We start from the raw sequence: 18,555 nt of genomic DNA, 5'->3' as shown, positions 1-18,555 counted from the left end.
CCCCCACCGCGGCAGCCCTTCATTCGCAGAACTCTCAGCCCTGCTGTTGATCCGAGAGGACTCGAATTCATTCGAGATCCTCCGCCGGTGTAATTGAAGTTGCGAGATCCTCGGCAGCTCTCGAACGACTGCTCCGTCTGGCTATAAGGACCAGTGCGGCGGCACCTGCCAGCCCACAGGCCAGCCCCCGCGTCTAAGGATGAGTGGGGCCTGAGCCGTCGGACACTGTGCCTTGACTCATCGCGGAGCTGGTACGGAAGGCCAGGGGACAGCTCTGATTCACATCGACCTGATACCGGTTTAGGGCCGCCTCACATGGGGTGCCTGCCCCGGCAAACGAGGAGACAGAAAGTAGCCGCAAACCGATCGTGCAGCGGGCGGTCAGGTCGGGTCAGCTGCAGAATTCGAGGCAAGGACGTCATTGCGGATTGCCCAACGCGCGATGGCTGCCGCTGCGCCAACGGTGGCCCAGGGAATCAGTAGCCAGGGCTGCCAGCCGAGGCCCAGGACGCTTCCTAGCAGTCCGATAGGGGATCCTTCACCGGGCAGCTCAGTTGAATCGCGGACCGAAGGCTATGGCAACCAGATCATGGGCAGTTACGGTGGCTCCATGAGGGACAGGATGCTGCCGATCATATGCGGGACGACAGAGTTCAATGACGCCCCTCGACCACGACAAAACGGAAGGCTGGCGCCGTGCGAAAACTGATCTACGGCATGAATCTGACCCTGGACGGCTACATCGCCGCAGCCGGCGACGACATCGGCTGGAGCGCGCCGAGCGACGAACTGTTCCAGTGGTGGCTCGACCAGGAGCGGGCTAGCAGCCTGTCACTGTACGGCCGCAAGCTCTGGGAGACAATGAGCTCCTACTGGCCGACCGGCGACCACCAGCCCAACGCCACCCCGGCGGAGATCGAGTTCGCGCGGAACTGGCGGGACACGCCAAAGGTGGTGTTCTCCTCGACGGTCGACAACGTCGACTGGAACACCCGCCTGGTCACCGGCGACGCGATCGCCGAGATCACCCGGCTCAAGGCCGGCGACGGCGGCCCGATGAGCGTCGGCGGCGCAACGCTCGCCGGGGCGGCCATGCGGGCCGGGCTGATCGACGAATACGCGCTAGTCACCCATCCGGTCCTGGTGGGCGGCGGCACTCCGTTCTTCACCTCGCTGGACAGCTGGGTGAACCTGAACCTGGTGGAGACGCGGACGTTTCCCGGCGGCGTGGTCCTGACCAGGTACGAGACGAGGGGCTGAGCGCGATTCCTCCGCGCGGTCGGGGAAGTACATCCACCACCACTCACCAACCAGCCGCTCGGCGCGTCCTCCCGGAAGGAGACACCCAGCGATCACAGAACGCCGCCAGGAGCGTCCGACTCCACGTGCCTAGCGTTTGCCCTTTTTCCGGGATCCCTTGCCGCGGCCTTTGTCCGGGTTGGGCGCATAACGCTGCGCCACCTTGGGCTTCTTGGCGGCTCCGGTGCCGCGCCGGTCCGGCTTGGGCTCGCGTTTGGGTTTCTCCTGCTGCGCCGAGGGCTGGCGCGAGCTCGCCGCGGTGCGTCCGCGGACAATACCGATGAATTCCTCGATGACCTCGTCCGTGGCGTCGCTCGGCCAGGCCAGGGCAATCTCCGTGCCGGGCGCGCCCGTGAGCTTCCGCGCCACGGTGTCCTTGACGTTGAAGTGCCGGGCCACGGACATCGGCAGGATCACCAGCCCGGCACCGGAGGCCACCACTTGCAGGGCCATCGCGGGTCCGCCGAGCTCCTGCACATCGAGAAACGTCTCGGCAGACAGGTCCGCCAGGTCCACTTCTTCAAACAAGGAGACCTCGTGCCCCTTCGGTGCCACCACCACCGGCTGCTCCTCGTAGAGCGGGATCACGCTGAGGCCCTCGCGTTCCACCGGGAGCCGGACGAAACTCAGGTCCGCGGTACCGTCGCGGAGCACGGACAGCTGCGCGCCGTCGTCGGACATAAAGGAGTGCAGCGGAACCTCGGGCATCCGTTCCTCCCAGCGGCGGATCCATTTGCCCGGTGTCACACCGGCCACGTACGCGAAGCGCAGCTCCCGCCCGACTGCAACGGCTGGGACGACGGCGGTTTCGTCGGGGGTCTGGGATGGTTCTTCTGCTGCGGACACATGTTCACAGTACCGCCCGGGGTGGCGCGGCGGTCCGCCGCGATGGCGGCACCGTGCTGGGTTGGTACTGAGTTGGTACTGGGTTGGTGCCCTGCGGGCATCCCGGCAGATACCCTTGGACTATGACCTCTGCAAACTCCCAGTCCATGAAACCGGCCACCGTTGCCAAGAAGCTTGGCATCTACCTGCCGGCGACACCCCAGGAGTTCCAGGATTCAACCATCACCCGCGCTGATTTTGCCGATCTCCAGGCCAACCCGCCGGAGTGGCTCGCGGAACTGCGCCGCAACGGCCCGCACCCGCGCCCCGTGGTGGCGCAGAAGCTCAACGTCTCCATCGCCGGCCTGGCCCGCGGTGGTGTTGAGGAAGCGCTGACGACGGCGGAAATCACCGCACTGCTCCAGGCTCCCCCGGCCTGGCTGGTGGCCGAGCGCGCCACCCACGCCGCCGTCCGCGCCGAGGCCCAGCGGGTCAAGGACGAGGCCGCCAAGAAGGACGCCAAGAAAGCCCGCGCCAAGGCCGAATAGCGGCACGCGCTTTCTCCCGGCGCCACTTTTCATCCCGCGGACACAGGACTACGCTCGCGGAATGGGTCGGGGCCGCCGGTCCGATCCCCTCCGTATCCCAATTCACCTGCCACCGGCGGCGTATCGGGAAGGAACAAGGCAGTGGSCTTCAAGATCGGATATTTTGTCGGGAGCCTCTCGAGCAATTCGATCAACCGCACTTTGTCCAGGGCGCTGATYCGGCTTGCRCCTGCGGAAYTGGAGTTCACGGAGATCCCCATCAGGGATYTGCCGTTGTACAGCCCGGATTTTGATGCCGCYTTCCCACCYGTTGGGCAGGCCCTCAAAGATGCCATCTCGGCTTCCGACGGCATCCTGTTCGTCTCGCCCGAATACAACCGGTCCATCCCCGGAGCGCTCAAAAACGCCATCGACTGGGGATCCCGGCCCTGGGGCACCAACTCCTTCGCCCGCAAGCCCACCGGGATCATCGGCGCCTCCCCCGGCGGCATTGGGACGGCCGTGATGCAGTCCTCGTTCCGCAGCGTGCTGAGCTTCCTCGACGCGCCGCAGCTGAATGCGCCGGAGGCGTACATCCGCTTCGTCCCGGAGGCCTACGGCGAGGACGGCGAGGTCAAGGACGAGGCTACGGCCGGGTTGCTGCGCCACTACATGGAGGAGTATGCCTCCTTCGTGGCGCGGGTCCTGGCCGCCAACGCGCCGGGCCATATCGGCGACGAGCACCCGGACAAGGACAAGACGAGCCGTTAGGCAGAGTCAGGGCGCGGTGGTCCGGCATCTAGTCCTGGTGCAGCTGCACGAAGTTCCCGCAGCCGTCATCCAACACCACACTGGTTCCGCCGGGCCCTTCGGACGGTTCCCCCTGGAACATCACGCCCTTGGCCGCCAGCCGGTCGTATTCGACGCGCACGTCCGGCACGCCAAAGACGATTGCGGGAATTCCGGCGTCGTGAAGACCGTTCATGTAGGCCGCTCCGATCGGGTTGTCACTGGGTTCCAGCAGCAGTCCGGCGCCTCCGTCACCATCCGGATCCTTGATGATGTAGAGGTTGTGCTCCGGCATGGCCATCAGCGTTTCGAAGCCCAGCGTGCCGGTGTAGAACTCATGGGCCGAGGCTGGATCCTTGACGTGGATACTGCACATTTTCAGTCGCATGGCCCCTAGGCTACGCCGGGAGGCTCGGCGTAGGAACCGCGACGCGGCCTCCGCACGGGGCCTTGGCGCCCGGGTTTGCGTCCACGCTGGCGCCGGGCATTGCCCCGGCCCGGCAGGCATTGACGGCCCCGCCGCCAGGGATTCCAATGGAACTAGCGGAACAGCGCCCGCCCGGGACCGTTCCGGGGAGGTGTGCAATGACGCTTTCACTATCCGGCGCCCTCGCGGCCTGGCAGTTCCTGGCCCTCGCCATTTTGGTTGCCGGGGCAGCGTTCGCCGCGGTCTATTTCGCCCGCAAGCACCTGGCGGCCGACGACGGGCCTTCCGAAGGCGCGGACGGCGCGTTTTGGGACGCATTCGCCGGACTCGCCGTCATTGTCCCCGCCATCGTCCTGGCCTCCTCCACATGGCCCTGGGCCGGACTGGCCCTCGGGATGCTGGCCGCGGGAGCTGCCCTGGCGGCCGTGGCTGCGGCACCCCGGCTGCTCCGCCGGCAGGAAACCCGCCGGGCCAGCCGGGAAACCCGGCTCTTGAACGAGGCGGCCGCCGCACGGCACCGGAGCGCCCTCGCCCGGTGGCAGCGGTACGAACTGGATCCGGGATTCTCGATTGACTATCCCGCGATGAGCGATACCCGGCAACCGGAAACCGCGGCACTGATCCGGGCGATCAAGGCCGCCGAGGGCCTCGGCGGCCGTACGGACCGCGCCTGCACCGATGCCGCCTACGCCCCGGCCGTGGAACGGCTGGAACATGCCCTGGCTGCCGCCGAACGCGCGGCCGGCGTCAGCGCCGCCGGGCCGCGTGGCCCGGACCACGCGCACGGCTGATTCCCCGGAATTGCCGATCCGGCAGTTCGCGGCCACCTTGGAAAGGTTCCATCATGACTGACATCACGATCATCGGCAGCGGCAACATGGCACGGGCGATCGGGACCCGGGCTGTCGCCGCCGGGCGCTCCGTCCAGATCCTGGACCGGACGCCGGAGAATGCCGCCAAGCTCGCTGCTGAACTTGGCGGCACCCCCAACTCCGGCGGCCTGAGCGAGGTTCCCGAGGGCGACATCGTCATCCTCGCGCTGTACTTCGGCCCGGCCAAGGAAGTTGCCACGCATTTCGGCGACACGCTCAGCGGCAAGACGGTGGTGGACATCAGCAATCCGATTGACACCGAAACCTTCGACTCGCTGGTGGTCGACCCGGGGACGTCGGCGGCGGAGGAAATCGCCGCACTGCTCCCGGGCGCACGGGTGGTGAAAGCCTTCAACACCACCTTCGCCGGCCCGCTCGGGTCCGGGGAAGCCGGTGGCCAGCCGATGGATGTCTTCATCGCCTCGGACTCCGAAGAGGCCCGCAACGAGGTTGCGGTCTTCGCCGAAGCCGCCGGGCTGCGTCCGCTCCAGGTGGGCGGACTGCGCCACGCCCGCGAACTCGAGGGCTTCATGCTGCTGGTCATGGCGCTGCAGGTTAGCCCTGCGTATCCAACCTTTAACTGGGGCACCGGCCTGAAAATCACTGACTAGGAGCAGTCCGGTCCCGACCGGCCGTCATCGGCCCAGAGCGGTGATACTGAGCGATCATACGGAGCGGTGATATCAAGCGGCTATATCCACCGGTGAGACCGGACGGTGGCGCGGTTCAGCGCGCTACAGCTCGACCGTGCCGCTGTCGCCGACGCTCATCCGGCTGTTGGTCACCTTGGACTTGATCCACTGCAACACGGTCGCCGCCGTGCCGCCCGGGCTGGTCCAGTACTCGGCGGAGTCCGAGTCGACGTGGAGCAGGACCACCTCAGGGGTGTCCGGGCCGTCCGGGAACCAGGCCTCCACCACCTGATTCCACATGTCGTGGATCAGTTGCCGGTCAGTGACCACTTCAGCGGTCCCGGCCACCGAAACCCACTCGGTGCGCTTGCCGAAGGAGACGTTTACCGCCGGGTTGGCGCGGATGTGGGCCACCTGAGAGGTGGTCGCCGACGTGAAAAACCACATGTCGCCGTCGTCCTTGACCTCCTGGACGGCCAGTGGCCGGCTGACGAGCGCGCCTGCCTCATTGATGGTGGTGAACATTCCGATGTGCGAATCGTTGATGATGTCCGTGACCTTGCTGATGCTTTCGGCATCCGACATGCTCTCACCTCGTTCTGGTTCCGACGGAGGAAGGTCCCCCTCCGGACAGCCTATTGGTAAGTGTGCTTACTTTCCAATGGCTGCCGGCCGGAGACCTTCCCGGGATCTTCCCTGAACCGGCAGTGGGCTCAGTGCCCGCGGGTCAGGACCTGGCCCCTGAAGAACTCGGGGCGGAGCTTGGCCATGACCAGCATGAGCACCACGCCCAGCAGGATGACGCCCATGCCCAGGATGAAGACCAGCCCCACACCGCCGATCGACGACCCTGATCCGTACGCGGGATCCATGGAGTCGTAGGCGGTCTTGACGAACATGACCAGCAGGATGACGCCGCCCAGGAGTGGCGCGAGGAACTTGAAGAAGAAGGCCCTCGCTCCGCTGAACGCCTCGGCGCGGAAAAACCAGACACAGGCCAACGCGGTGATGCCGTAGTAGAAGCAGATCATCATGCCCAGGGCCGTGATGGTGTCCCACAGTGCGTTTTCCGACGTGGTCCGGGTGATGACATAGAACGCGGCGGCCGCGACGGCCGAGGCGATCGTGGCATAGCTCGGCGACTTGTATGTGGGGCTGATCCTGCCGAACTTCTGCGGCAGCGCCCGGTAATGGCCCATGGACAGCAGGGTGCGCGCCGGCGAGACAAATGTGGACTGCAGGGACGCGGCGGAGCTGCTCAGGATGGCCAGGGACATCAGGATGGCGAACGGGCCCATCACCGGTCCCGCCAGGACGGCGAAGATACTGCCCTGGTTCTCCGGATTTCCGGCGCCCAGCCCCGTGTCGCCGACGCCGGCGTAGCTCAGCGTGGCCAGTGCAACCGTCATGTAGATGATCACGATGACCAGCACGGTGATGGTGGCGGCACGTCCCGGCGTTTTCTCCGGGTTCTTGGTCTCCTCGTTCATGGTCAGCGTGACGTCCCAGCCCCAGTAGATGAAGATGGACAGCGAAACGCCGGCGGCGAAGGCGGAGAAGGATCCCACGGCGAACGGGTTAAACCAGTCCGGGGAGATGGCCGTGGCGTCAAAGGCGGTTCCGTTGGCGACATGGCTGAACGCTGAGACCGAGAACCAGGCGAGGACCAGCAACTGAAATCCCACGAGAACGTACTGGACGGTCTTGGTGGTTTCCATGCCGCGGTAGGAGATCCAGCACGCGAGGGCGATAAACACCAGCGTGGTCGCGATATTCAGCGGCAGGTTGGTAGTGAGGTCGGCGAGTTCGGGATTGCCGAAGATCTGCGCCAGCATGAGGTAGAAGAAGTCCACCGCGACGGCGGCCAGGTTCGAGAGCACGATGATGGTGGCGGCGATGAGTCCCCAGCCGCCCATCCAGCCAATCCAGGGTCCGAACGCACGCGAGGCCCAGGTGAAGGAGGTCCCGGCGTCGGGCATTGCGTTGTTCAGCTCCCGGTAGCCGAAGGCCACCAGCAGCATGGGGACAAAGCCCACCAGGAAGATCGCCGGCAGTTGCACGCCGACCTCGGCCACGGTGGGACCCAGGGCGGCCGTGAGGGTGTATGCCGGGGCGATACAGGAAATGCCGATGACGACGGCGCCAATGAGCCCCACCGATCCGGCTTTCAGGCCCTTTTCACTCAGTCCGTGCTGCTGTTCGGTCTGCGATCCGGTGTGCTGTCCTGTCTGCTGTCCTGTCTGCGACGGCTTGGACATCGCATGGTCTGCGCTCATTGTTGTGCCTCTCGGGGGGTGTCACTCGACGCTGAATGATTGAGGTGCTTGAGTTCATAGTCGCTGGGGACCACGATCATCGGCACCGGCAGGGCGCGCAGAATGCGGCCCGCTGTGCTGCCGAGGAAGATGGAGCGGCCCTTGGCAAGCCGGCTGGATCCGATCAACAGGACCTCGCCGTCTTCCCAGTCCAGGCGGTCCACGGCTTCCTCGATGCTGCGCCCGTGGGCGACGACGATTTCCGTCTTCGCCTCTACCTGCGCTTCCGTCTTGGCCTCCCCCGGGACCTCTGCCTTCGCCTCCCCCGGGACTGCCGGCCCGCCGGCAGCCAGTGCGTCGGCAAGGCACTTGGCCGCATACTCCCGGGCCGCGTCGGCTGAATCGGCCGCATCGCCGTCGAGAGCCAGAAGCGACACCACGCGCAGCGGCACGTCCCGGTTCGCCGCCATGCCCAGGGCGAATTCGAGCAGCTTCTCCGCGCCGGCCCGGGTTCCGAGCCCGCAGCTGATCCGGGTCAAGGCCTCCTGGCGGTGGTAGCCGTGCGGTGCCAGGGCCACCGGAACGGGCGAGGCGTGGAGCAGTGCACTGGCCACCGACCCGATCGTGAACCGTTTGAAGAGCCCGGTGCTGGTGGCCCCGATGATGAGCATGTCCGCGCCCAGTTCCTCGGCCGCCTCGATCAGTGCGTGCGCGTCGGAATCATGGCTGCGGATGTGGGCCTGCGCCGGGACACTGGATGGAACCAGCGCCAGGGCCTGGTCGAGCCACTCCTGGGCCTGCTCGGTGAGCAGATTTTCGAAGCCCGCCTTCGGTGCGAGGGCGTGCCCGGACTGCTGCACTTCGGGCACCACCAGCACAAGGTCCAGGCTCGCTCCACGCCCGAGCGCCAGGGAGACGGCCAGATTGACCGCATCATGGCCCCTGGCATTGGCTGAATACCCCACTACGTAACGCATCTGGCCGCTCTCCTAACTGATCTGGACTGCATTCAACTGAATTGTTGGGATTTTCTAAGAGGCGACGGACGCGCGGTCCGCAGCAGCGACGATCCGGGCCGCCGTGAGCTGCCCCATCCGGACGGCGCCGTCAACATGCTGGTAGCCCTCGGCCGCAAGATCCGAGCAGGACCAGTAGATCGGCCCGACCGGCGTCAGCTGGTCCTTGCCGTAGCGGTGCAGTCCGCCAAGGTCGTAGCTGGCGGCGTAAGCCCCCCGGGTCCATTCCTCCGAACCCCAGTCGGACTCGTAGTAGACCTCGGGTTCCAGGGCCTTTTCGCCGAGGAAGGACGCAATCGACTCGAGGATGGCGCGACGGCGGTCCTCCGCGCTGAGCTCGAACATGGCGTCGGCCTTCTCATCCGAGACAAAGCCCACCAGCGTGCCGCGCGGGTCCTCGTGGTTGGTGTTGTCGTAGACCTCCTGCACAATGGCGCCGGCGCCGAAGGCGGTTCCGGACAGGCCGTCTTCGCGCCAGAACGGGCTGCTGTAGACGGCGTGGACCTTGATGACCAGGCCAAGTGACTGGTGCTGGTGCATCTGGTGCTGGCGGCGGGGCAACGGCGGGTTGAAGGACACCCGGGTGTAGAGGTTCGGCGGCACGGCCATGATGACGAAACGTGCGTTCACCGTGGCCCGGTCGGAGACAGCAGTGACACGGTAGCCGCCGCTCGCGTCATCGGCCCAGTTGATGGTGCGGACCGGGCTGCCGAGGACGACGTCGTCGCCCAGTTCCGCGGCCTGCAGCAGCGAAACCTGCTGCATCCCGCCGACAACCCGCTTGTCCAGGATGAAGTCCTCATCCGTGAGGTTGGTGAAGGACCCCGCCGAGGCAGCCATGAGGACGGCCTGCAGGGCGGAGAAGGCGTGGGCCGGTTTGGTCAGCATGCCGCCGGCGATGAACAGGCCGATGTTGTTGCAGGCTTCCTCATCTGTTGAGTTCTGCCGCAGCCAGTGGTGAAAGGAGATGGTGTCCAGCTCGCGGGCCTGGGGGTGGGCCCACGGCTCCTCGGGAGCCATCTCCGCGGCCAGGGAGTCCAGCAATGCCGTGAGCTTGTCCATTTCGACGGCGGTGGTTTCGCTGACCGGGAAGGTGTCACCGGTGTACAGGGTGCGCTTGCCGTCCGCGCCAATGTAGACGGATTCGCCGTCGCGGTAGCGGGAATAGGTCTGCAGTCCGAGCTCATCCAGGAGCCCCAGGAGCCCGGTCTGGTCCGGCGAGACCCACTGGCCGCCGATCTCGAGGATGGCCCCGTCAACCGTGTCGGTCCAGGTCCGGCCGCCCACGCGGTCCCGCGCCTCGAGCACCGCCACACTGAGTCCGGCCTTTTTCAGCTCGCGGGCGGCGGTCAAGCCTGACGGGCCGGCTCCTACGATGACGACGTCGCGGTCAAGTTCCAGCATGATGTTCCTCCCCGTGGCCGCTAGAGTGATGCGGACCACAAAATGAATGACGTTCATTTAGAATGATAGACGGTCCACACGCTTCGGGGAAGACCCTCCGCCTAATGAATTTCGCCCGTAAAGTAGGGGCAGAACGGGCTCACCCCCAACCCGCCAGCCAAACCGAGAAGCCAAGCAGAGAAGAAAGGGCCGGAATGACGGCAGCAACCAGCGCCCCCGCCGATGCGCACGGCCCCACCGCCGGGCCCCGCCGCCGCGCGGGACGGCCCGCCGCGGCCGTGCTGGACCAGCACGGCATCACCGTGGCGGCCCTGGAGCTGATTGGCAAGAGCGGCTACGACGGGTTCACCATGGCTGCCCTGGCGCGGACCCTCAACGTGGCTCCCTCGGCGCTGTACAACCATGTCTCGTCCAAACGGGACGTGCTGGTCCTCGTCCAGGACCACTTGACCTCGTTCGTGGACGTCACCGCCTTCGAGGCCGGGGACTGGGAACAGGCCGTGAGGGATTGGGCCTGGAGCTACCGCGATGTATTTTCCAAGCACACCCCGCTGATTCCCGTCATTGCCGTACTGCCCGTGACCGACGCGCCCAAGACACTGGCCATGTACGAGGCCGTCAGTGCCGGTTTCAGCCGCGCAGGCTTTCCGCAGGAGCGCATTGTCCCGGCCATTGTCGCGATCGAATCGTTCATCTTTGGCTCCGCCTACGACGTCACGGCACCCGCGGACATCTTCGATTCCGGCACCATGGCCGCGTCGACACCGCATTTCACCGCCGCCGTCCAGCGGCTGGCCGGGGAAGGCCATGAGAAACCGGCCGACGTCGCTTTCCGGCTGGGACTTGAGGCACTTCTCGCCGGGCTCGGGGCGCTGCGGGCAGCCTAGCGGTCCAGCAGCAGTAGTCCACCGCGGAGTTTCCCCACTTTTGACAGACCGGCGCCGCACCACACCGGCGGGTCGGCGCAACACGCCGGAGGAAGCCTTCGAATGTGGGGAAACCGGAAAACCCCGACACCGGTTCTCCCGCGTGGGTTAAACAAAAGAACCCCGGTCCAAGACCGGGGTTCTTTCGATTGCGTGCGCGAGGGGGGATTTGAACCCCCACGCCCTTTCGGACACTGGCACCTGAAGCCAGCGCGTCTGCCGTTCCGCCACTCGCGCGCAACTTCTTCCACTCGGATAGGGCCGGTTTCCCGGACCGCCAACCTCGCAAAAGCAGCGAGATCAAGCATAACGGACAACTGCCGGAAAACACCAATCGAGCCCCAGAGCCCACTGATTGGGGTCGTTTGCCGGCCACGTTTGCCCCGCCGCCGGGCGTCACGCGGGGACCCCGCCGCGGCCGTCCCGGCGGCGGTGTCCGCGCACGTCAGGGCGCGGCGGGCACTCATTTTGACGTCGCCCCGGCGGCGTCCGTTGAGGCCATTCCCAGACACGCCCAGTAGTATCTGATGTAGGAGTGTCCGCTGAGCGCGGGCTCGCAAAAGTTGGAAACCGAGTTCCGGAACGAACGCTGCCCCGCAGCCACCAGGAAAGGAGAAGGACCATGGGATTGCTGGACAAAGTCGAGCGCGGCATCGAAAAGGCCGTCCGCGGAGTCTTCTCCACCGGTTCCCGCGCCCAGGTTGAGCCTGTCGAGATCGCGAGCCGCCTCCGCACCGAGGTGGACAACAAGGCCATCACGATTGCCGCGGGACGCACCCTGGCCCCTAACGTTTTTGACGTACTCCTCAGCAGCGATGACTTCCAGCGCGCCCAGGAATGGGGCACACCGCTCGCGGAGGAGCTGTGCGACGTCGTCATCAACCATGTCCGCAGCCAGGGGTACACCCTCCAGGGCCCGGTCCGGATCAGTTTCCGCCGCGATGAGGAGCACCGCGCCGGGAATTTCGACATCACCTCGCGGACCGAGAAAGCCTCCGCCCCTTCCGTCCCGGCTCAGCCGGGCATTCACGGCAATGTACCCGCGGCTCCGACACGCCAGCCTGCACAGCTTCAGCCTGTACTGGACATCGACGGCCAGCGCTATTCGCTGAACGCGCCCTCAATCGTCCTCGGACGGTCCTCCGAAGCAGACATCCTTATTGACGACACCGGCGTTTCGCGCCGCCACCTGGAAATCCGGACTGGGCCTGGCACGGCTCAGGCGATCGATCTCGGCTCCACGAACGGCAGCTACGTCAACGGCCAAAAGATCGTAGGCAGTTCGGAGCTTGCTGACGGCGCCACGATCATGATGGGACGAACCAAAATCATCTTCCGCCTACTGCCCGCCCACCCAGGCGGCCGCGCATGAGCGAATTGACCATCACGGCCCTGCGTTTCGGGTTCCTCATCCTCCTGTGGGTGCTGATCTTCAGTATTGTCTCGGCCATGCGCCGCGACCTGATGATCGGCCGCAAGGCGGCGGCCGGTGCCCCCACGGCACGCCAGGTGCGCAAGAATCCTTCCCTTGCCGAACCGCCGCCGGCCCCCGTCAAACAGCAGGCCCGCCAGCTGATCGTGACCGAGGGACCGTTGAAGGGCACCACCATCGCCCTCGCGGCGAGCCCCATCCTCCTGGGCCGGGCACAGGAAGCCACCCTGGTCCTGGAGGACGACTACGCCTCGGGCCGCCATGCCCGCCTGTTCCCGCAGGGCAGCCGCTGGTTCATCGAGGACCTCGGCTCCACTAATGGCACGTATCTGGCAGACCAGCAGCTGACCCGGGCCCTCCCGGTGGAGCTGGGCGTCCCCGTGAGAATCGGCAAGACGGTCATCGAATTGAGGCCGTAGCCGTGGCTGCCCCGGAATTTCCCGCAGACAGGGCCGAAGGCAAGACAACTGCCCCGAAGCGGCCGCTGATCATGCGCTACGCCGCGCGCTCAGACGTCGGCCGCATACGCGCCAAGAATGACGACTCCGCCTACGTCGGCCGGCACCTCGCCGTCGTTGCCGACGGCATGGGTGGCCATGCCGGCGGCGACGTCGCCTCTGCCGCGACCGTCCTGGACATGATCCATCTGGACCATGACGACTACGACGGCGACCCCGGCACCGTCCTCGCCGACGAAATCCAGACGGCCAACTCCCTGCTGTCCGAACTGGTCCACATGAATCCCAAGCTTGCCGGGATGGGTACCACGGTCACGGCCCTGCTCCTCGCCGAAGGAAAGCTCCACTTCGCCCACATCGGCGACTCCCGGGCCTACCGGCTGCGTGACGGCGAGTTCGAACAGGTCAGCGTCGACCACACCTTTGTCCAGCGGCTCATCGATGAGGGCCGGCTCCGCCCCGAAGAGGCCGAAACGCATCCGCACAAGAACGTCCTCATGCGCGTGCTGGGGGACGTCGATGCCAGCCCGGAGCTGGATCTTGACACACTGGCTGTCCAGGCCGGGGAACGATGGCTGCTCTGCTCGGACGGCCTGAACTATGTGGCCGGCCACGTCGTGGAGCGCACCGTCCGGGAGACGAAGGACCTGGGCGAATGCGCCGAACTGCTGGTTGAACTCACGCTGGAGGCCGGCGCCCCGGACAACGTGACCGTGGTGGTACTCGACATTGCCGAGCCGACCCGTGATGACGTCCGGACCGCCGCCGTCGACGTCGTGCCCGCGCCCGCAGCGGCCGCCGGGACGTCAGCGCCCGCGGCCCCGGCCGGAACCCTGGCCGGGTCCCTGGCCGGCAGCACCGTTGGTGCCGCGAAAACCCCCGGCGGGTCCGTAAAGAAGGACAACTCCGCCCAAGACACCGGGTCCGCCGCGCTGGCCACCGCGGCAGGAGCCTCAGGGCCGCCGCCGGCCGACCCCGCCCCAGGGTCCCCGGCCGACGGCAAGCCGCCGGGCGCCGCCGCACAGAAGGCTGCCGAGGGCAAGGAGCCCGAGACCACCACCGACCCGCATCTGGGTGAACATCTCTCGGCCGAAGTCCTGCGGGAAGAACTCTCCATGCGCCCGCACGAACTTGTCGGGGCCGCCGCCGCAGCGGCGGAATCAGGTTCCATTCCTTCCATCGCCGGACGCACCGTGGCCCGCCGCGCGGCCACGGTCCTCACGCACAAGTCCGAACAGGACCGCGAGGAGGCCGACGACTTCAGGCCCGCCGGACGGCCGCGCCGGTGGCTCACCGTATCCATTGCCRCCGCGATCGTCGCGCTGCTCGCCGTCGGACTCTGGCTTGGCTACGCCTGGACCCAGACGCGCTACTACATCGGCGAACACGATCAGCATGTGGCCATCTTCAACGGCGTCTCCCAGCGTCTCGGGCCCATCCAGCTTTCCACTCTCGAAGCGGTAACCGATATCAAGATGTCCGACCTTCCCGAATTTTCGCAGCAGCGGGTGCGCCTGACTGTGCCCGCCCGCGACCTCTACGACGCGCAGCGAATCGTCAAAAACCTGGAACGCACCGGCACGACCGCCCCGGCCGATGAATGCCTCACCCCGTCCCCCGCAGCGACGGCCGCCGGCGCCACCCCCTCCCCCGGCAACACGGCCAAGCCGGGCTCCACGGCGTCGCCAAGTGCCACAGCCTCCCCTGGAGCGGCCAAGCCGTCGCCATCCGCCACCCCGACTACGAATTGCGAGGGGGCCAAATGACACCCATCGACCCCGTGCCCAGGCCACGACGAAACGTGGAGCTGGTCCTCCTGGTCCTCGCCCTCGCCGTAGGGATTGGTGCCCAGGCGCTCGTGGGCGTGGACCGGCAAAAAGCGTTCGACACCGACTTCTGGTTTCAGTCCGGACTCCTGGCGTTGGCCGCCCTCGCCTTCCATGTGGTGCTGCGGCTCCGCGCAAAATATGCCGACCCGGTAATACTTCCGCTCGTGGTCGCCCTTAACGGGCTGGGCCTGGCCATGATCCACCGGCTGGACAGGGTAGGCGAAGACACCGGCAACAACCAGCTGCGCTGGACCCTGGTGGCCATGGCGGTCGCGATCGCGGTCATTTGGTTCCTCAAGGACCACCGGATCCTGCGCCGCTTCACCTATATCTCCCTGGCCATCAGCGCCGTGCTCCTCATCCTGCCGCTGGTTCCCGGCATCTCCGCCGGAGAGGTCCTGGGTGCCAGCGTCTGGATCAAGATCGGTTCCATGACCTTCCAGCCGGGTGAAATCGCCAAGATCACGCTGGCCATCTTCTTTGCCGGCTATCTGTCGTCGAACCGGGACCTGATCCTGCTGGCTGGCCGCAAGATCGGCCCGGTGCAGTTCCCACGGTTCAAGGACATGGGCCCCATGATCACCGCCTGGCTCGTGAGCATCGGCGTGCTGGTCTTCCAGCGTGACCTCGGATCCTCGATCCTGTTCTTCGGCCTGTTCCTCGTCATGATCTACGTCGCCACGAGCCGCATCAGCTGGGTGATCATCGGCCTTGTGTTGATTGCCGTCGGCGGCTTCGTCGCTGCCCGCGTGTTCTCGCACGTGGCCCTGCGGATCGACGGCTGGCTCAACGCGTTCACCGATGAGGTCTACGGCCGGCAGTTCGGCGGCAGCCTTCAAATTGTCGAGGGCTTGTTCGGCATGGCCAACGGCGGACTGGTCGGCACCGGCCTCGGCCAGGGCCGGCCCAACCTCGTCCCCTTCGCCAACAGCGACATGATCATTGCCTCCTTTGGTGAGGAGCTGGGCCTGATCGGCGTCTTCGCGATCGTCCTGATGTACCTGCTGCTGTTCACCCGGGGCTTCCGCGCCGCGCTGGGCACCCGCGACGCGTTCGGCAAACTGCTCGCCACCGGGCTCTCCTTCGCGATCGCGCTGCAGTGCTTTGTGGTGATCGGCGGCGTGACGCGCCTGATCCCGCTGACCGGACTTACGACGCCGTTCCTCGCCGCCGGCGGGTCCTCGCTCCTGGCGAACTGGATCATTGTGGGTCTGCTGCTCATGATTTCGCACTCCGCGCGCGGCCCGGTGGATACAACGCCACTGCCGCCCGGCCAGGAACCCGGTGCGCGCAAGAACTTCCCCGTGCTGCCTGCCAAACCGGCGCCGGATCCCCGAAACAGTCCCGACGCACCCACCGAGGCGGTGAAACAGCTGTGAACCAGGCCATCCGCAATTCATGGATTGCCGCCATCGCGATGTTCGTGCTGGTCTTCGGCGCGCTCAGCTATGTGCAGGTGGTTGGCGCCGACGAGCTTAAGGCCAACGCCTGGAACAGGCGCGCCATCCTGCAGAACTACTGCAACGACCGCGGTGCGATCATTGTCGGCGGCACCCCGGTGGCAGAGTCCGTGCCCGCCACGGAGAGCTGCAAATTCCAGCGGACCTACTCCCAGCCCGAGCTCTACGCGGGCGTCACCGGCTACTTCTCCAAGAACTACGGCCTCACCGGACTCGAGAAGTCGATGAACGATGTCCTGGCCGGCAGTTCGGACCAGCAGTTCCTGGACCGGGTGGGCCAGTTGTTCCTCGGCAACCAGCCCAAGGGCGCGTCCGTGGAGCTGACCCTGGACCCCAAACTCCAGAAGCTTGCCTACGACCTCATCCCGGACGGCATTCGCGGGCACATCGTGGTCACCAACCCGAAGACCGGCGCGGTCCTGGCCATGGTGTCCAAACCGTCCTATGACCCCAACCTGATTGCCACCCAGGACCCGGCCGCCGAACAGGCCAATTACACCGAGCTGAACCAGGTCCCCGGGATCAACCTGAACCAGAACGTCTCTGGACCCACGGGCGAGTTGCTGGCACCGGGATCGGTGTTCAAGCTCATTGACACATCTGCGGCGCTGAAATCGGGCAAGTACAACAAGGACAGCGACCTGCCCAACCCGGCCGAGATGTCCTTCCCGGGCATCGACTACAAGCTGCCCAACTACGCGGGCGGCAACTGCTACACGCGCACGACGGCGTCGTTCGCGTTTGCCCTGCAGCAGTCCTGCAACACACCGTTCGCCAGTATCGCACTGGACCTGGGGCAGAAGGCCATCGGGGACGAGGCGGAGAAATTCGGCTTCGGCCAGGACTTCGGCGACCAGCTCAAGCTGGACAGCGCCCCAAGCTTCTTCCCGAGCGAACCGCTGGACGACGCCGGGCTGGCGCAGTCCTCGATCGGCCAGCGCGACGTCCGCGCCACACCGCTGCAGATCAACACCATGACGGCGGCGATCGCCAACGACGGAGTACAGATGCAGCCGAACCTGATCAAGGCCGTACGCGCCCCTGACCTGCGGACGATCAGCGAACCGAAACCCCAGGCCCTGCGCACCGCCACGAGTCCGGAGATCGCACGGCAGGTCAACGAGTGGATGGTCAGCGTCGTCGACGACGGCATCGCACACCGTGCGGCCGTGCCCGGTGTCCAGGTGGCCGGCAAGACCGGTACCGCAGAACTCGGCAACGGCCTGAACAATTCTTGGTTTACCGGGTTCGCCCCGGCAAATGACCCGCAAGTGGCCGTCACCATCGTCATGGAAGGCGTAGACATCACCACTGGCGCAAATCTAACCAGTCCGAACGCGAAGAAGATTTTTGAGGCGGTGTTGAATAAGTGAGGCCTACTTCGGGAATCACCCTCGGCGGCAGATTCCAGCTGACCACGCGCATTGCGATCGGCGGCATGGGAGAAGTCTGGAAAGCCAAAGACCTGATCCTTGGCCGCATCGTCGCCATCAAGGTGCTCAAGGAGGAATACACGGGCGACCCCGGATTCCTGCAGCGCTTCCGCGCCGAGGCACGCCATACCGCCCTGCTGAACCACGTGGGCATCGCCAACGTTTTCGATTACGGCGAGGAAGAGGGTTCCGCCTACCTGGTCATGGAACTGGTTCCGGGGCAGCCGCTGAGCAGCATCATCGAGCACGAACAGGTGCTGTCCCCGGACCGCACGCTTTCGATGATCGCGCAGACGGCGCGGGCCCTGGCCGTCGCGCACGCGCAGGGCCTCGTGCACCGCGACGTCAAGCCGGGGAACCTGCTCATCACCCCCGACGGCCGCGTCAAGGTCACCGACTTCGGCATCGCCCGCCTGGCCGACCAGGTTCCGCTGACCCAGACCGGCCAGGTGATGGGCACCGCCCAGTACCTGGCACCCGAACAGGCCACGGGGCAGACTGCCACTGGAGCCTCGGACATCTACTCCCTCGGCGTGATCGGCTACGAGTGCCTCACGGGCCACCGGCCGTTCTCCGGGGAATCCCAGATCGCCATCGCGCTGGCCCAGGTCAACGACGCGCCTCCGCCGCTGCCGGACACACTGCCCAGGCCCGTCCGCGCCCTGCTGATGTCCATGCTGGCCAAGGATCCGAAGAACCGCCCGGCCGACGCCATCAAGCTGTCCGAGGCGGCCGAGGCCATCCGCAACGGTGATATCGCCGCCGCACACGCAGCCGTACCGGGCATGCTGCTTTTCGAGGCAGCCACCGGGCCCATCACGGCCCCCGTCGACGTCCCCACAGCGGCCACCAGCGTCATTGGCTCCAGCGCCGCGGAGGACAAGTCGACGTCGGCGACGTCCGCGCTGCCCGTCGTGGGCGCCGCCGGTGCCGGTGCAGCCGCCGGCCTGGCAGCCGGCGCTGCCGCAGCC

18 protein-coding genes and 1 tRNA gene are annotated in these 18,555 nt (G+C 66.3%); 12 read left to right on the top strand and 7 right to left on the bottom strand.

Features of this window, described 5'->3' with window-relative positions:
- Positions 1-696: 696 nt before the first annotated feature.
- Positions 697-1,260, top strand: coding sequence for a dihydrofolate reductase family protein (locus AC1D1S_RS00980; protein ID WP_476993521.1), 564 nt, complete (start codon positions 697-699; stop codon positions 1,258-1,260).
- 129 nt (positions 1,261-1,389) lie between these two features.
- Here the strand turns inward: AC1D1S_RS00980 and AC1D1S_RS00975 are convergent, their stop codons facing one another.
- Positions 1,390-2,145, bottom strand: coding sequence for a LysR family substrate-binding domain-containing protein (locus tag AC1D1S_RS00975; RefSeq protein WP_476942774.1), 756 nt, complete (start codon positions 2,143-2,145; stop codon positions 1,390-1,392).
- A 122-nt stretch (positions 2,146-2,267) separates the two neighbouring features.
- Here AC1D1S_RS00975 and AC1D1S_RS00970 point away from each other — a divergent pair, with 122 nt between their 5' ends.
- The gene (locus AC1D1S_RS00970; RefSeq protein ID WP_018775636.1) at positions 2,268-2,672 is read left to right on the top strand and encodes a DUF5997 family protein; all 405 of its coding nucleotides are present in this window, start codon (positions 2,268-2,270) and stop codon (positions 2,670-2,672) included.
- A gap of 141 nt (positions 2,673-2,813) precedes the next feature.
- Positions 2,814-3,422: an NADPH-dependent FMN reductase gene (locus tag AC1D1S_RS00965; protein ID WP_476993520.1), complete on the top strand. Its 609-nt coding sequence runs from the start codon at positions 2,814-2,816 to the stop codon at positions 3,420-3,422.
- Between the two features lie 28 nt (positions 3,423-3,450).
- On the opposite strand, the gene AC1D1S_RS00960 is transcribed toward AC1D1S_RS00965, so the two are convergent.
- The gene (locus AC1D1S_RS00960; protein WP_243178175.1) at positions 3,451-3,828 is read right to left on the bottom strand and encodes a VOC family protein; all 378 of its coding nucleotides are present in this window, start codon (positions 3,826-3,828) and stop codon (positions 3,451-3,453) included.
- A gap of 197 nt (positions 3,829-4,025) precedes the next feature.
- Here AC1D1S_RS00960 and AC1D1S_RS00955 point away from each other — a divergent pair, with 197 nt between their 5' ends.
- Together AC1D1S_RS00955 and AC1D1S_RS00950 are read left to right on the top strand one after the other, a co-directional pair.
- On the top strand, positions 4,026-4,658 hold the full coding sequence (locus AC1D1S_RS00955) for a hypothetical protein (RefSeq protein WP_476993519.1): 633 nt from the start codon (positions 4,026-4,028) through the stop codon (positions 4,656-4,658).
- A 53-nt stretch (positions 4,659-4,711) separates the two neighbouring features.
- Positions 4,712-5,350 carry an NADPH-dependent F420 reductase gene (locus AC1D1S_RS00950; protein ID WP_243178173.1) on the top strand — a complete coding sequence of 213 codons (639 nt, stop codon included), beginning with the start codon at positions 4,712-4,714 and terminating at the stop codon, positions 5,348-5,350.
- Positions 5,351-5,473: 123 nt separating this feature from the next.
- Here AC1D1S_RS00950 and AC1D1S_RS00945 read toward each other — a convergent pair whose 3' ends face one another.
- The 4 genes from AC1D1S_RS00945 to AC1D1S_RS00930 all read right to left on the bottom strand — a co-directional run bounded on the left by AC1D1S_RS00945 (position 5,474) and on the right by AC1D1S_RS00930 (position 10,046).
- Positions 5,474-5,956, bottom strand: coding sequence for a pyridoxamine 5'-phosphate oxidase family protein (locus tag AC1D1S_RS00945; protein ID WP_018775641.1), 483 nt, complete (start codon positions 5,954-5,956; stop codon positions 5,474-5,476).
- Between the two features lie 128 nt (positions 5,957-6,084).
- Positions 6,085-7,647: an APC family permease gene (locus AC1D1S_RS00940; RefSeq protein ID WP_243178172.1), complete on the bottom strand. Its 1,563-nt coding sequence runs from the start codon at positions 7,645-7,647 to the stop codon at positions 6,085-6,087.
- A complete protein-coding gene (locus tag AC1D1S_RS00935) occupies positions 7,644-8,603 on the bottom strand; it encodes a universal stress protein (protein WP_243178171.1) in 960 nt (319 codons plus the stop codon). The genes AC1D1S_RS00940 and AC1D1S_RS00935 overlap by 4 nt, the downstream gene beginning before the upstream one ends.
- A 54-nt stretch (positions 8,604-8,657) precedes the next feature.
- Positions 8,658-10,046, bottom strand: coding sequence for a flavin monoamine oxidase family protein (locus AC1D1S_RS00930; RefSeq protein WP_476993563.1), 1,389 nt, complete (start codon positions 10,044-10,046; stop codon positions 8,658-8,660).
- Between the two features lie 194 nt (positions 10,047-10,240).
- Here AC1D1S_RS00930 and AC1D1S_RS00925 point away from each other — a divergent pair, with 194 nt between their 5' ends.
- Positions 10,241-10,933, top strand: coding sequence for a TetR/AcrR family transcriptional regulator (locus AC1D1S_RS00925; protein WP_476993518.1), 693 nt, complete (start codon positions 10,241-10,243; stop codon positions 10,931-10,933).
- Positions 10,934-11,126: 193 nt separating this feature from the next.
- On the opposite strand, the gene AC1D1S_RS00920 is transcribed toward AC1D1S_RS00925, so the two are convergent.
- Positions 11,127-11,209 (bottom strand) — tRNA-Leu (locus tag AC1D1S_RS00920).
- A 385-nt stretch (positions 11,210-11,594) separates the two neighbouring features.
- On the opposite strand from AC1D1S_RS00920, the gene AC1D1S_RS00915 reads away from it, so the two are divergent.
- From AC1D1S_RS00915 to AC1D1S_RS00890, 6 genes are all read left to right on the top strand, one after another.
- Positions 11,595-12,344, top strand: a complete 750-nt coding sequence (locus tag AC1D1S_RS00915) for an FhaA domain-containing protein (RefSeq protein ID WP_243178169.1) — start codon at positions 11,595-11,597, stop codon at positions 12,342-12,344.
- On the top strand, positions 12,341-12,823 hold the full coding sequence (locus tag AC1D1S_RS00910) for an FHA domain-containing protein FhaB/FipA (protein WP_018775647.1): 483 nt from the start codon (positions 12,341-12,343) through the stop codon (positions 12,821-12,823). Before AC1D1S_RS00915 ends, AC1D1S_RS00910 begins: the two co-directional genes overlap by 4 nt.
- A 2-nt stretch (positions 12,824-12,825) precedes the next feature.
- Entirely contained in the window at positions 12,826-14,628 is a 1,803-nt protein-coding gene (locus AC1D1S_RS00905; protein ID WP_476993517.1) for a PP2C family protein-serine/threonine phosphatase, read from the top strand.
- The gene (locus AC1D1S_RS00900; RefSeq protein WP_028278228.1) at positions 14,625-16,070 is read left to right on the top strand and encodes an FtsW/RodA/SpoVE family cell cycle protein; all 1,446 of its coding nucleotides are present in this window, start codon (positions 14,625-14,627) and stop codon (positions 16,068-16,070) included. Before AC1D1S_RS00905 ends, AC1D1S_RS00900 begins: the two co-directional genes overlap by 4 nt.
- Entirely contained in the window at positions 16,067-17,524 is a 1,458-nt protein-coding gene (locus AC1D1S_RS00895) for a peptidoglycan D,D-transpeptidase FtsI family protein (RefSeq protein WP_243178167.1), read from the top strand. Before AC1D1S_RS00900 ends, AC1D1S_RS00895 begins: the two co-directional genes overlap by 4 nt.
- Positions 17,521-18,555 (top strand): serine/threonine-protein kinase (locus AC1D1S_RS00890; RefSeq protein ID WP_476993516.1); only part of this gene is annotated, 1,035 nt, incomplete at its 3' end. The genes AC1D1S_RS00895 and AC1D1S_RS00890, both read left to right, overlap by 4 nt.

Source organism: Arthrobacter sp. P1_A5 (assembly GCF_056406825.1).
The sequence above is the reverse complement of the archived record's forward strand: the minus strand, read 5'-3'. Positions and strand labels throughout refer to the sequence as shown.